At 73.4% G+C, this 13,566-nt stretch carries 12 protein-coding genes and 1 pseudogene; 8 read left to right on the forward strand and 5 right to left on the reverse strand.

What is annotated here, in order from left to right; translation table 11 throughout:
• Window positions 1-117: 117 nt before the first annotated feature.
• On the reverse strand, window positions 118-282 hold the full coding sequence (gene rpmG, locus ACQP10_RS29650) for a 50S ribosomal protein L33 (protein WP_189247198.1): 165 nt from the start codon (window positions 280-282) through the stop codon (window positions 118-120).
• A gap of 194 nt (window positions 283-476) precedes the next feature.
• Between rpmG and ACQP10_RS29655 the strand changes: the two genes are divergently transcribed.
• The 4 genes from ACQP10_RS29655 to ACQP10_RS29670 all read left to right on the forward strand — a co-directional run bounded on the left by ACQP10_RS29655 (window position 477) and on the right by ACQP10_RS29670 (window position 5,086).
• The gene (locus ACQP10_RS29655) at window positions 477-1,055 is read left to right on the forward strand and encodes a toxin-antitoxin system HicB family antitoxin (RefSeq protein ID WP_399500092.1); all 579 of its coding nucleotides are present in this window, start codon (window positions 477-479) and stop codon (window positions 1,053-1,055) included.
• A 109-nt stretch (window positions 1,056-1,164) separates the two neighbouring features.
• Window positions 1,165-2,067 carry a DUF4097 family beta strand repeat-containing protein gene (locus ACQP10_RS29660; RefSeq protein ID WP_433540104.1) on the forward strand — a complete coding sequence of 301 codons (903 nt, stop codon included), beginning with the start codon at window positions 1,165-1,167 and terminating at the stop codon, window positions 2,065-2,067.
• Window positions 2,068-2,164: 97 nt separating this feature from the next.
• Window positions 2,165-2,374: a hypothetical protein gene (locus ACQP10_RS29665; RefSeq protein ID WP_399500094.1), complete on the forward strand. Its 210-nt coding sequence runs from the start codon at window positions 2,165-2,167 to the stop codon at window positions 2,372-2,374.
• Between the two features lie 345 nt (window positions 2,375-2,719).
• On the forward strand, window positions 2,720-5,086 hold the full coding sequence (locus tag ACQP10_RS29670; RefSeq protein ID WP_390000138.1) for a Tex family protein: 2,367 nt from the start codon (window positions 2,720-2,722) through the stop codon (window positions 5,084-5,086).
• Between the two features lie 58 nt (window positions 5,087-5,144).
• Here the strand turns inward: ACQP10_RS29670 and ACQP10_RS29675 are convergent, their stop codons facing one another.
• A complete protein-coding gene (locus ACQP10_RS29675; RefSeq protein ID WP_179824192.1) occupies window positions 5,145-5,477 on the reverse strand; it encodes a YnfA family protein in 333 nt (110 codons plus the stop codon).
• An 88-nt stretch (window positions 5,478-5,565) separates the two neighbouring features.
• Window positions 5,566-6,102 (reverse strand): annotated as a pseudogene (locus ACQP10_RS29680) (DUF998 domain-containing protein); the annotation flags it as partial.
• A 455-nt stretch (window positions 6,103-6,557) separates the two neighbouring features.
• On the opposite strand from ACQP10_RS29680, the gene ACQP10_RS29685 reads away from it, so the two are divergent.
• The 4 genes from ACQP10_RS29685 to ACQP10_RS29700 all read left to right on the forward strand — a co-directional run bounded on the left by ACQP10_RS29685 (window position 6,558) and on the right by ACQP10_RS29700 (window position 10,954).
• A complete protein-coding gene (locus tag ACQP10_RS29685) occupies window positions 6,558-6,920 on the forward strand; it encodes a MerR family transcriptional regulator (protein ID WP_433540105.1) in 363 nt (120 codons plus the stop codon).
• A complete protein-coding gene (locus ACQP10_RS29690; protein WP_390000133.1) occupies window positions 6,917-7,894 on the forward strand; it encodes an aldo/keto reductase in 978 nt (325 codons plus the stop codon). Before ACQP10_RS29685 ends, ACQP10_RS29690 begins: the two co-directional genes overlap by 4 nt.
• 185 nt (window positions 7,895-8,079) lie before the next feature.
• A complete protein-coding gene (locus ACQP10_RS29695; RefSeq protein ID WP_433540106.1) occupies window positions 8,080-9,027 on the forward strand; it encodes a sensor histidine kinase in 948 nt (315 codons plus the stop codon).
• 169 nt (window positions 9,028-9,196) lie between these two features.
• A complete protein-coding gene (locus ACQP10_RS29700; protein ID WP_390000127.1) occupies window positions 9,197-10,954 on the forward strand; it encodes a 5'-nucleotidase C-terminal domain-containing protein in 1,758 nt (585 codons plus the stop codon).
• A gap of 146 nt (window positions 10,955-11,100) precedes the next feature.
• Here the strand turns inward: ACQP10_RS29700 and ACQP10_RS29705 are convergent, their stop codons facing one another.
• Together ACQP10_RS29705 and ACQP10_RS29710 are read right to left on the reverse strand one after the other, a co-directional pair.
• Window positions 11,101-12,036: a phosphotransferase enzyme family protein gene (locus tag ACQP10_RS29705; protein WP_346019499.1), complete on the reverse strand. Its 936-nt coding sequence runs from the start codon at window positions 12,034-12,036 to the stop codon at window positions 11,101-11,103.
• The gene (locus tag ACQP10_RS29710; RefSeq protein ID WP_346019498.1) at window positions 12,036-13,478 is read right to left on the reverse strand and encodes an XRE family transcriptional regulator; all 1,443 of its coding nucleotides are present in this window, start codon (window positions 13,476-13,478) and stop codon (window positions 12,036-12,038) included. The genes ACQP10_RS29705 and ACQP10_RS29710 overlap by 1 nt, the downstream gene beginning before the upstream one ends.
• Window positions 13,479-13,566 lie beyond the last annotated feature (88 nt).

Here is a 13,566-nt window from a genome sequence, read left to right on the forward strand (position 1 = left end):
GGCGGCACAACGGAACGGCGCCCCGCGGCGCCTGGCACCGGGCCCCCGCCCGGAGCGCGCCCGCCGGGACCGCCCGGGGGAAGACCCCCGGGCGGTGAGGACCGGCGGAACGGGATCTCAGCGGTCCTCGCGGAACTCCACGTGGCGCCGGGCGATCGGGTCGTACTTGGTGAGCGTGAGCCGGTCGGGGGAGTTCCGCCGGTTCTTGCGGGTCACGTAGGTGTAGCCGGTGCCCGCGGTCGAGCGCAGCTTGATCACGGGACGGAGCTCGTTTCCAGCCATGGCCTTCTCCTTTTCCGATCGACGAGACCCACAACAACGCCGATAACGATTTCCATTCCTCCCAGTGCGGGGACCCCCGACTCGCGATCCGAAGCCGCCGGCACCATCGTGACGCCATACGGCATCCAGAAAGACGTCACAAGTGACGTCATACGGCTTGACGTGACGTCACTCATGGCGTCATAGTGGTGCCCATGGACGTCACGCCCTTCGTCGAGAACCTCCGCCGGGCACTGGCCGCGTCGGCGGCGGTCGCCGACGCCGAGACCCGGGCCGCCGTGGAGAACCTGACCACGTCACTCGACTCCGCGGTCAGGCTCACCCTCATCGAGGTGCTGTCGGCCGCGGCCGACGAGGTCACCCGCGAGCTCGCACCCGGCTCGGTCGAGGTACGGATCCGCAACCGCGAACCCGAGTTCGTGGTGACACCGCCGGACTTCGGGGAGGCCGCGGGTTTCGCGCCGCCGCCCGGAATGCCCGGCGCGTTCGCGCCGCCGGGAGCCCCGGTCCCGCCGGGGCCGCCCGGCTTCCCCACACCGCCGTTCCCCCCGACCCCGCCGACCCCGCCGACGTTCCCGGGAGAGGAGGGCACGGCCAGGATGACCCTGCGCCTGCCCGAGTCGCTCAAGAGCCGCGTCGAGGAGGCGGCGGGCGCCGAAGGCGTCTCGGTCAACGCGTGGCTGGTCCGCGTGCTGTCCGCCGCGTTGCTGGACGGCCCGCGGGAGCCGCGTCCCCGCGGGAGCGGCAAGCGCCTCAGCGGCTGGGCCCGCTGAGGCCCCCGCGCCCGCCGGTCCGCGCCTGAGCGGCGGTCACCAGCCCCGGGCCTTCCCGCTCCCCCGGCACCATTCCATGATCCCCCGTACCCGAAAGGGAGATTCCGCCATGCCCTCGTTCCCCGCCCCCGGACCCGTCGCCCTGCGGGTCAAGCTCCCCGCCGGTCTCCTGGAGGTCACCGCCGCCCCGCGCGAGGACGCGGTCGTCGAGGTCCGGCCCTCCCGTCCGTCCAGCTCCGCCGACACCGAGGCCGCGAGCAGGACCCGCGTCGAACGGCTGGCCGACGGCACGATCCTCGTCGAGGTGCCCGAGCAGCGCACGATGCTGGGACGTCCGGCGAGCGTGAACGTGCTCGTCGCCCTTCCCGAGGGGTCGGCGGTCGCCCTCGACGCCGCCTCCGCCGACGTCCGCGCCTCCGGGCCGCTGGGGGACGTCGCGGTCGGCTCGGCCTCCGGCGATGTCCGGATCGAGCGCTGCGCCCGGCTTGACGTCAGAACGGCGAGCGGTGACGTCACGTGTGATGTCACCGGTGCCGAGGCCGGCGTCCAGACCTCCTCCGGCGACATCCGGCTGCGTGAGCTGCGCGGCGAGGCGCAGATCACCACCTCCAGCGGAGATGTCAGGCTGGGCGCCGCCCACGGCGACACCACCGTCAGGAGCGGCTCCGGCGACATCACCGTCGAGACGGCGGCCGCGTCCTTCCGGACGCGGAGCGCCTCCGGCGAGGTCACGATCGGGACGGCCGGTGACCTGGTGGAGATCCACAGCGCCTCGGGCGACGTCGAGGTCGGGGCGGTGACCCGCGGCCGGGTGTCGGTCGACACCGTGTCGGGCGACGTCAGGATCGGTGTCGCCGACGGGGTGAGCGCCTGGCTCGACGTCTCCACGGTCTCCGGCGACCTCCGTTCCGGCCTGGAGGAGGCGGACGGGCCCGGTGACGAGGCCCCGCGGACCGAGATCCGCGTCAAGACCGTGAGCGGCGACATCTCCCTGGTCCGCACCCGCCCGTAGGACCCGTGCCGCGGATCCCGCCACCGGAAGGATCCGCGGCGCGGGCCGCCGAACCGGTCCCGGAAGGCAGACCCCCCGTTCCCAGAAGGGAAGAGCCGTGAACAACGAGTTCCAGATCACCGCCCTGTACCGGACGACGCACGCCGAGGCGATCGCCGAGGCCGAGCTCTCACGTCTGACCCCTCGGCGTCCCGGTCCCGCCCGCCGGTGGACCGCCCGCGCCATGCGCCGGCTCGCCGACCGGATCAGCCCCGAACCGGCCGGGACGCGTCCCGGTCCCGCCCACCGCCGCCCGACCACCGTCTGACCACCGTTTGATCATCGCCCCGCCACCGCCGGATCATCGCCCGGCCAACATCCGGCCACCGTCCGACCATCGCCCGACCACCGTCCGGCCGCCGTCCGACCATCGCCCGACCACCGTCCGGCCGCCGCCGGGAAGGCCGGGCATCCGGCCGGTGTCGCATCGCCCGGCCGCGACCGCCGAGCCCGCCGCGACGCCGGCGCCGCCCTCCCGTCACTCTCGCCCCGCTCGCGGGCACCACCGGGACATCCGTCTGTCTCCGCCGGACCCTGTCGGGGTCGCGCGGTAGCTTTGGGGCTGCCCACAGGGCCGCCCGCCCCGGCTGCCCGTCCCGAGGAAAGAGAGACCGTGACCACGTCAATTCATCAGCGGATCGCCGACGAGCTGGGTGTGCGCGAGCGGCAGGTACAGGCGGCCGTGGAGTTGCTCGACGGCGGCGCCACGGTGCCGTTCATCGCCCGTTACCGCAAGGAGGTCACGGGGGCGCTCGACGACACGCAGCTGCGCACGCTGGAGGAGCGGCTGCGCTACCTTCGGGAGCTGGAGGACCGGCGGGCCGCGATCCTGGAGTCGATCCGTTCCCAGGGCAAGCTCGACGACGCCCTTGAGGCGCAGATCGTCGCGGCCGACTCCAAGGCCCGCCTGGAGGACATCTACCTCCCCTACAAGCCCAAGCGGCGGACCAAGGCGCAGATCGCCCGCGAGGCAGGTCTCGAACCGCTCGCCGACGGCCTGCTCGCCGACCCGTCCGTCGACCCGCAGGCCGCCGCCGCGGCCTTCGTCGGCGAGGGGGTGCCCGACGCCGCCGCCGCGCTGGACGGGGCGCGGGCGATCCTCGTCGAGCGGTTCGCCGAGGACGCCGACCTGGTCGGCGAGCTGCGCGAGCGGATGTGGTCGAAGGGCCGCATGGTCTCGGCGGTCCGCGAGGGCAAGGAGGAGCAGGGGGCGAAGTTCTCCGACTACTTCGACTTCGCCGAGCCGTTCACCAAGCTGCCCTCCCACCGGATCCTGGCGATGTTCCGCGGGGAGAAGGAGGAGATCCTCACCCTCACCCTGGAGCCCGAGCCGGAGCCCACCGGCTCCTACGAGGCGAGCATCGCCCACCGCTTCGGCATCTCCGACCGGGGCCGCCCGGCCGACAAGTGGCTGGCCGACACCGTCCGCTGGGCCTGGCGCACCCGCGTCCTCGTCCACCTCGGCATCGACCTGCGGACCCGGCTGTGGCAGGCGGCCGAGGACGAGGCGGTGCGCGTGTTCGCCGCCAACCTCCGCGACCTGCTGCTCGCCGCGCCCGCCGGCACCCGCGCCACCATGGGCCTGGACCCGGGCCTGCGCACCGGCGTGAAGGTCGCGGTGGTCGACGCCACCGGCAAGGTGCTGGAGACCGCCACGATCTACCCGCACGAGCCGCGCCGCCAGTGGGACCAGTCGCTCGCCACGCTGGGCGCGCTCGCCAAGAAGCACGACGTGGAACTGGTCGCGATCGGCAACGGCACCGCCTCCCGCGAGACCGACAAGCTCGCCGGCGAGCTGGTGAAGCTGGTCCCCGGGCTGACCAAGATCGTGGTGTCGGAGGCCGGCGCCTCCGTCTACTCCGCCTCCGCCTACGCCGCCCAGGAGCTGCCCGGCCTGGACGTCTCGCTGCGCGGCGCGGTGTCGATCGCCCGGCGCCTGCAGGACCCGCTGGCCGAGCTGGTCAAGATCGACCCCAAGTCGATCGGCGTCGGCCAGTACCAGCACGACCTCGCCGAGACCAAGCTGTCCCGTTCGCTCGACGCGGTCGTCGAGGACTGCGTGAACGCGGTGGGGGTCGACGTGAACACCGCCTCGGCGCCGCTGCTGGCACGCGTGTCGGGCATCACGGCGGGCCTGGCCGACAACATCGTCGCCCACCGCGACGCGTCCGGCCCGTTCCGGTCGCGCCGGGCGCTCAAGGAGGTGCCCCGCCTCGGCCCCAAGGCGTTCGAGCAGTGCGCGGGCTTCCTGCGCATCCCGGACGGCGACGACCCCCTCGACACCTCCAGCGTGCACCCCGAGGCGTACCCGGTGGTGCGCCGCATCCTGTCGGCCACCGGCGGCGGCATCCGCGAGCTGATCGGCAACGGCACGGTCCTGCGGTCGCTGCGGCCCCAGGACTTCGTCGACGACACCTTCGGTCTGCCGACCGTCACCGACATCCTGTCGGAGCTGGAGAAGCCCGGCCGCGACCCGCGTCCGGCCTTCAAGACGGCGGCCTTCAAGGAGGGCGTGGAGAAGATCTCCGACCTCGAACCCGGCATGGTGCTGGAGGGTGTGGTCACCAACGTCGCCGCCTTCGGCGCGTTCGTCGACGTCGGCGTGCACCAGGACGGCCTGGTCCACGTCTCGGCGCTGTCGCACACCTTCGTCAGGGACCCGCGCGAGGTCGTCAGGCCCGGCGACATCGTCCGGGTGAAGGTGCTCGACGTCGACATCCCGCGCAAGCGCATCTCCCTGACCCTCCGGCTGGAGGACGAGCCCGCCCGCGGCGGGAGCGGCAGGCGTGACCAGGCCGACGGCGGCCGCCGCGGCGGCGACCGGCAGCAGGGCCAGGGTGACCGCCGGCAGGGGCGGGGCGGGCAGCAGGGACGCGGCGGCCAGCAGGGGCGTGGCGACCGCCGGCGTGAGGCGCCGGGCGGCGCGATGGCCGACGCGCTGCGCCGCGCCGGGCTCACCGGCTCCGACGGCGACCGGTAGCCGGCGACGCGCCACACGGTACGGCCGCCGCCCGCGTGGGCGGCGGCCGTACCGCCGGTCAGCCGCGCGGCGCGTACATGATCACGGCCATTCCGGCCAGGCAGATCAGCGCGCCGGCCACGTCCCAGCGGTCAGGCCGGAACCCGTCCATGACCATTCCCCAGGCCAGCGAGCCCGCGACGAACACCCCGCCGTAGGCGGCGAGGATCCGGCCGAAGTCCTGCGCGGGCTGAAACGCGGCCGCGAAGCCGTACGCTCCGAGCGCGAGGACACCGCCCGCGATCCAGAGCGGCCCGCGCCCCTCGCGCACGCCCTGCCACACCAGCCACGCGCCGCCGATCTCCGCGACGGCGGCGAGGGCGAACAGCAGCAGGGAGCGGAGGACGGTCATGGGTACGACGGTACCCGGCGGCGATCAACAGTCCGACCAGGGCCAGCACCGCCACCTCGAAGACCACGACCAGCCGCTGGGTCACCCCGGCGGGGATGTCCTCACCCGCCAGGGGGATCCCGAACATCCGCACCACGTACGGCAGGACCACCAGCACCAGCACGCCCAGGGACGCCAGGCTCAGCAGCCGCACCGGCCGGGCGTAGGAACCGGCGGCGTGCCGTCTGGAGAGGATCAGGCCCGCCACCGGCATGGCGAGGAAGGCCCCGAACGCCGCGTAGCGGTGGATGCCCCCGGACATCGACAGCGGCAGGCCGGGCGCGTCCGTGGGGAAGACGCCGATCAGCAGCATGCACAGGCCCCAGGCTCCGACCAGCAGCGCGGCCCCGCGGTCCGCGGTGCGCCGCGCCAGCGCGATCCCGAAGGCGGCGGCGCCGGCCGCGAAGAACGTGAGGGATACGGGCAGCAGCCACCCGTCGGGCGCGAACGCGTACTCGCTGATCAGCGTGTGCACCGGGTCCAGCCCCGTGGCCACGTGCAGCCCCACCATCGACGCGGCTCCGGCGCCGATCGCCGCGTAACCGCCGTGGATCATCCCTGTTCCGGAGAAAGCCTGACTCGCCATGACTCAAAAATGGCGATCGACCAGGGGTTCGGAATATTGGAGATGGTCCCCAGGCGTCCCTGAGCCGTCCCCGAGGGGCTCCGCCCCGGGGTGGGGTCACCCTCTTCGGGGACGTCCCGGACATGACCCCTCTGAGCTGCGCGGAGACCGCCGGGGGTAGGGCCTTCCCCCTCAGGGTCGGACCCCCGGGACGGCTCCGGAGCGGAAGTCCCCTCGCGGGACGCCTCCGGGGCCGGCGCCCGCGGACGGGACGCCTCCGGGGCCGGGTTCCCGCCCGCGGGACGCGCCTCCGGGCCGGGTTCCCGCCCGCGGGGACGCGCCTCCGGGCCGGGTTCCCGTTCGCGGGACACGCGCCTCCGGAATCACGTGTCCCACCTGCCGGACCGCTCCGCGAGCCGGGCGACCCGGGGGACCCGCTTGACTTCGAGCGCGCTCTAAGCGGCAAGGTGAGACATATGGGGATCACCATCCAGGAGGCCTCGCACCGCTCGGGACTGAGCGCGCACACGCTGCGGTACTACGAGCGGATCGGGCTCATCCACGAGGTGGAGCGCGACCCGAGCGGGCACCGCGCCTACACGGAGTCCGACCTGGCCTGGCTCGACTTCCTGACCAGGCTGCGATCGACCGGCATGCCGATCGCGGACATGTGCCGCTACGCCGAGCTGCGCCGCCGGGGCCCGGGGACCACCGCCGAACGGCGGCGGATCCTGGAGGCCCACCGGGAGCGGGTCAGGACGCGGATCGCGCGGCTCACCGAGGACCTGGGGATCCTCGACTACAAGATCGACTTCTACGCCACAACGGAGGCACGATGAACAGGCGCCGTCTCGGCCGGAACGGCCCCGAGGTCTCGGCCATCGGCCTGGGCTGCATGGGGATGTCGGAGTTCTACGGCGCGGCCGACGAGGCCGAGTCGACCGCGGTCATCCACCGCGCCCTCGACCTGGGGGTGAACTTCCTGGACACCGCCGACATGTACGGCAGGGGCCACAACGAGGAACTGGTGGGCCGGGCGATCGCCGGCCGCAGGGACGAGGTGGTGCTGGCCACCAAGTTCGGCATCGTCAGGAGCGACGACCCCGACGCCCGCGGCGTCGACGGCAGCCCCGCCTACGTCAAGAAGGCCGCCGAGGCCTCCCTGAAGCGGCTGGGCGTGGACCACATCGACCTGTACTACCTGCACCGCCGCGACCCCGATGTCCCCATCGAGGAGACCGTGGGGGCGATGGCCGAGCTGGTCGCCGAGGGCAAGGTCGGTCGCCTCGGCCTGTCGGAGGTGAGCGCGGAGACCCTGCGCCGGGCGCACGCCACGCATCCGATCGCCGCCCTGCAGAGCGAGTACTCCCTGTTCACCCGCGACATCGAGGCGGAGATCCTGCCTGCCGCGCGGGAACTGGGCGTCGCGCTGGTGGCCTACTCCCCCATCAGCCGGGGCCTGCTGGGCGGCACGCTGCCGCCCGCCGGGGAACTGCCCGACGACGACTTCCGCAAGCGCCACCCCCGGTTCACCGGGGAGAACGGGGCCCGCAACGAGGAGCTCGTGGCCGAGGTGCGCAAGATCGCCGAGGAGGCGGGCTGCACCGCGGCCCAGCTCGCCCTGGCCTGGCTGCTCTCCCGGGGCGAGGACGTGATCCCGATCCCGGGCACCAAGCGGCTGCGCTACCTGGAGGAGAACGCGGCGGCGGCCGATGTCACGCTGACCCCGGACCAGCTCGCCGCGCTGGAGGCGGCGGTGCCGGGCGGCGCCCGGGGCGAGCGGTACGTGAACATGTCGCTGATCGAGCGCTGACCTCACCGGGGCCGGAGCGCCGGACGGCGGCTCCGGCCCGGCACCCGGCCCCACCGGCTTCCGGAAGGCCGGGAGCCGGTAGGGCCGGGTGCCGGGCACACATCCCCCGGACGGCGGGAGAGTCGTGACTCCTATCAGTCTCACGGCGGATGCCGCGCGCCCGGCGCCCGCCCTACCCTCGCCCCATGAGCCTCCGTCTTCCCCCCACCGCGGCCGGCCGGCTGCCGGCGCTGGCGCTGGTGGCGGCGGTCTGCGCCGCGGTCGGCGCGGGCCTCGCCGTACGGCGGCACCTGCGGATCGGTCGTCGCGCGCGGGAGCGCGGCGAACTGCTCGCCCGCGAGCCGGTGCGCGGGAAGCGGACGGTGAACGGCCGGGTGGTGAGCAGCCGGACGATGAACGGCCAGACGGCGAGCAGCCGGACGGTGAACGAGCGAGCGGCAGGCGGTGGGACGGCGGGCGAGTGGGCGGCTGACGAGCGGACGGCGAGCGAGGAGCGGGCGAGGATCGCCCGGGAGCTGCACGACGTCGTCGCACACAACGTCAGCGCGATGGTCATGCAGGCGGGCGCCGCGCGCCTGTCGCTCCGCCCCGACCAGGTCACCGAGCGCGAGGCGCTGCACGTGGTGGAGGAGACCGGCCGGGCCGCCGTGGAGGAGCTGCGCCGTACGCTGGGGCTGCTGCGCACCGGCGCCGAGGACGACGGGCTGGCGCCGCAGCCGACCCTCGCCCGCCTGGACGATCTCGCCGAGCGGATGCGCGCCGCGGGCCTCGACGTGCGGCTGAGCGTCGAGGGTGAGCCGAGCCCGCTGCCCGTGGGCCTGGACCTGTCGGCGTACCGGATCGTGCAGGCGGCGCTGGACAACACCCTGCGGCACGCGGGTCCCACCACCGCCAGGGTGCGGATCGCCCACCGGCCCCGGGAGCTGCTCCTGGAGATCACCGACAGCGGGCCGCTCGACGGCCGCGCCGGGCCGACGGGCGGACCCGGGGCCGGGCTGGTCGGCGTGCGGGAGCGGGTCGCGCTCTTCCACGGCAGCCTGTCGGCCGGTCCCGAGCCCGGCGGAGGGTACGGCGTGCGGGTGGTCTTCCCGCTGGCCTCCCACGCGGTCAGGCCGAGCAGGGTCACGGGGTAGGACGGCCTCGCCGTCGGCCTCCCACGCGGTCAGGCCGGAGCGCTCCGGCGGAACCGCGGGTTCAGGAAAGGGATGAAGATCACCTATCCGGCGGAAACCCCTACATTCACCCTGTCCTGTAAGGCTGCCGTGACCGCCCGGCAACCTGGGGTGGTTACTGTCCCGTGACATGCACAGTAAGAAGATCGCCGTCCTCGGCATGGCCGGGCTGACCGCCCTGGCCATCCCGTCGGTCGCACACGCCTCGGCCGGCAAGTCGGTGACGGTGACTGTGATGGGCACCTCCGATCTGCACGGCAACACCCTCAACTGGGACTATTTCAAGAACGCCGAGTTCGATGACGGCAAGGGCAACGACGTCGGCCTCGCCAAGGTCTCGACGATGGTCGACAAGATCCGCGCCGAGCGCGGCGCCGACCACACCCTGCTGTTCGACTCCGGCGACACCATTCAGGGCACGCCGCTGGCCTACTACTACGCCAAGGTCGAGCCGATCACACAGACCGGTGAGCTCCACCCCATGGCCCGCGCGATGAACGCCATCGGCTACGACGCGGTGACCCTGGGCAACCACGAGTTCAACTACGGCCTGCCGCTGCTGGCCACCTGGATCAAGCAGATGAAGGCCCCGGTGCTCGGCGCCAACGCCGTGGACGCCACCACCGGAAAGCCCGCCTACCAGCCGTTCGTCATCAAGACGATGAAGGTCAAGGGTGAGAAGCCGATCCGCGTCGGCGTGCTCGGCCTGACCAACCCCGGCGTCGCGATCTGGGACAAGGGCAACGTCGAGGGCGAACTGCGCTTCGACGACCTGGTCAAGACCGCCGGGAAGTGGGTGCCGGTCATCCGCGGCCTCGGCGCGGACGTGGTCGTGGTCACCGCGCACGCGGGCGACAACGGCCTGTCCTCCTACGGCGGCGACCTGCCGGTCGAGAACGCCGCCGCCATGGTCGGCGAGCAGGTCCCCGGCGTGGACGCCGTGCTGTTCGGGCACGCCCACAACGAGGTGCCGCAGCGGTTCGTCACCAACAAGGTCACCGGCGAGCAGGTCCTGCTGACCGAGCCGGCCAAGTGGGGCCAGCGTCTCAGCGTGCTGGACTTCACGCTCACCAAGAAGAACGGCAAGTGGGCGGTCACCGGCAAGTCCTCCGCCACGCTGAACACCAACGCCGTCGCCGAGGACCCGAAGATCGTCGCGCTCATGAAGAAGCAGCACGACACCACGGTCGGGTACGTCAACAAGGAGGTGGCCACCTCCAAGGACGAACTGCTGGCCGCCGAGTCCCCCTACAAGGACACCCCGATCCTGGACTACATCCAGAAGGTCCAGACCGAGACGGTGAAGAAGGCCATCGCCGGCACGGCGGACGCCGACCTGCCGGTGCTGTCGATCGCCGCGCCGTTCAGCCGGACCGCGACGTTCCCCGCCGGACCGGTGAGCGTCCGTGACATGGCCGGCCTGTACATCTACGACAACACGCTGATGGCCGTGAGGCTCACGGGCGCCCAGCTCAAGGACTACCTGGAGTACTCGGCGAAGTACTTCACCCAGCTCGCCCCGGACGCCCCGGTCGACCTGTCCAGGCTGACCAACGCCGGCAACATCCCCGACTACAACTACGACCAGCTCTCCGGCGTCGGCTACGACGTGGACATCGCCAAGCCGGTCGGCCAGCGGATCACCGGCCTGTCCTACGACGGGCAGCCCGTCTCCGCCGACCAGCGGTTCGTGGTCGCCGTCAACAACTACCGCCAGTCGGGCGGCGGCGGCTTCCCGCACGTCTCGACCGCGCCGGTGGTCTACAACGCCCAGGTGGAGATCCGCCAGGCGCTGATCGACTACGCCACGGAGACCAAGGTCATCGACTCCGCCGACTTCGCCGAGGTCAACTGGAAGCTGACCCGCGACGGCAAGCCGCTCTTCTAGGTCCTCGGACCCCTCGTCCGGGACCTTCCGGATCCCGGCGGTCCATCGAATGTCTCGGGGCCGCCTCCCGGGCGGGCCCGGACCGACGGCGACCCGCGCGCTCGGCCGGGAAGCGCCCGGGAAGCCCCCGGGACGCCCGGCCCGGCTCAGACCCGGCGAGAGGCGCTCCGCCGGGGGACGACGGCGACGGGTTCCGCCATGTACCACCGGGTGAACCGCTCGCCCCTCGCCAGCGAGTCGAGCCTGCGGGGCAGCTCCCGGCGGGAGAAGGGGTCGGCGCCGGCGTTGCGGATGTGGATGCCCACGGCGTACATGTCGCGGACCTCCATCAGGGTGGCGTAGCCGGGCCACGACCGCAGGTCCCGGCCGTAGGCGAGGGCGAAGGCGTCCACGTCGGCGGCGGTGAGGCCGAAGCGGCGCTGGCCGTGGTAGGTGTGGACCAGGTCCCACTCGCACGGCCCGACCGCGACGCCGTCCCAGTCGCAGAGCACGACGTGCCCGTCGGTGCGGCGCAGCAGGTTGTCGATCCAGGCGTCGCCGTGCAGCAGCACCGGGGCGCCCTTCACCTCCAGGTCCGACCACCGCTCGGTCAGCTCGGCGATGCGGTCGCGCAGCCAGGTCCGCTGGCCGGGGGTGAGCACGGCGGAGCGGTCCACCTCGGCGCGGATCCCGGCCAGCGGGTTGGTGAACCGTTTCACCGCCACCGGCGGCACCGGCAGCAGGTGCAGGGTGCGCAGGATCTCGCCCAGCTCGGTGGTGGTGGGACGCTCGGCCGCCGCCGGGACGTAGTGCCAGAAGGTGACGACCCCGCCCTCGTGGTCCACCGGCTGCTCGCAGATCGTGTCGGCCGGCCGTACCGCGGGGAAGCCCTGCTGGGCCAGCCACCGGGCCACCGCCAGGACCACCGGCAGGCGGTCCCGCGCGTCGGACGCGGTGGCGATCCGCACCACGATCTCCCCGCGCAGCTTGAAGACGGCGTTGCTGCGCACCCGCAGCAGCTCGGCGCCCCGGTGGTCGATCCCCAGGTCCTCGCAGACGTCGCGCAGGACCGCGAACGCGTCCCGCGCCAGCGAGCCGCCCATCACACGGCCCGTGCCGCGTCGTCGAGCAGGTCGGCCAGCCGGCGCGCCGCCGCCGTACGGTGCCGGGACGGCGGCATCTCCGCCAGTACCGCCCGGGCCCGGTCGAGCACGATGGAGGTGCGGTGCTCCGCCGGCACCTGGAGCAGTGCCTTCTCCGCGAGCAGGCAGGCCTCCTCGACCTCGCCGCCGCGGGCCAGGTGCGCGGCCCGGTCGAGCAGGATGAGCACCGGGTCGATGGCGTAGGCGCCGGAGGGGCCCGGTGTCCAGTCGACCTCCTCGCCCAGCTCGATCAGGGTGCCGATCCGGTAGAACTGCAGCCGCCGCTCGGAGAAGCGGAAGGCCAGGTGGTCGTGGCCCTCGGGGGGCATCCTGGCGAAGATCCGCTCCGCCTCGGCGAGCGCGACCCTGGCGGCCCGGTGCTCGCCCATCCTGGCGAGCGCGCGGGCCTCGGCCGCCGCGCCGAGGGCCGCCGGGGAGCTGGGCGCGCTGCCGGCCAGCGTCCGCGCCTCCCGGGCGAGCCGCACGGTCTCGGCGAGGTCGCCGTAGTAGTAGGGCAGCATGGCCTCCTGCGCCCGGACCAGGGCGCGCAGCCGCAGGTCGCCCATGTCGTCGGCGGCGGTGCGGGCGGTGCCGTACCAGGTGTGGGCCTGGCGGGTGTCGCCGAGCTTCATCAGCGCGTCGGCCGACAGCAGCGCGAGCATCACGGTGGCGTTGAGCAGGCGCCGCTGGGCCATCGCGGGCTGCCGGGCGCCGACGAGCGTCCGCACGTCGGACAGCTCCAGCATCAGCCGGTAGAGCATGGGCAGCGGAGCGCTGGTGACGTACTCCCGCCGGTAGCGCAGCACCTGCTCGTCGAGGCGGTCGAGCTGCTCCTCGGAGACGGTGGCCGCGACGAGCGTGCGGTCGAGGTCCTGGCGGATCCGCTCGACCTCGGCGAGCAGGCGCCCGTTCAGTGGCAGCCGCGCGCCGAGCAGCGCGTGGTGGAACAGCGCGCGGCGCTCCATGCCGTCGTCGCCGCCGGCCCTCTCGTCGGCCTGGTACGGCGTGCGGCCGTCCCCCGCGGCGACCACCACGATCCTGGCCTCGCCGCCGTCGTCCTCGCAGTAGTCGCCGGCCAGTCCGAGCCGTACGGCGTTGGCCCGGTACAGCCGCGCCAGCAGGTCGATGGTCTGCGGTCGCGGCCGGGCCCGGTGGTTCTCCCAGGCGTTGAGCAGGTCGATGCTGGCCCGCGCCTCGCCCAGATCATGGCGTTCGCACAGCTCCTCCAGCTCCTCGACCGCCTGCCGGGCCGACCAGCCCCGGGCCAGCCGGTGCGCCTTGAGCAGGCTCACCCCGCAGCAGCCATGGATGGCCTGGGTCGTCTGCCAATGGGTCCATCGCCTCGCCTGCGCCTGCTCGCGCCAACGCCGCGCGCACGCGGGCGGGTGCTCACCTCGGGCCACGGCGCCCTCCCCGGTCGCTGTTCACCCATCACGGACGTGGGCGCGCCACAGCGTGAGCGCTCCCGCGCCTCGCTTTCCCGTTATCGCG

It is taken from the genome of Streptosporangium sandarakinum, from assembly GCF_050942225.1.
In the GTDB taxonomy this organism is placed as follows: Bacteria; Actinomycetota; Actinomycetes; order Streptosporangiales; family Streptosporangiaceae; genus Streptosporangium; species Streptosporangium nondiastaticum.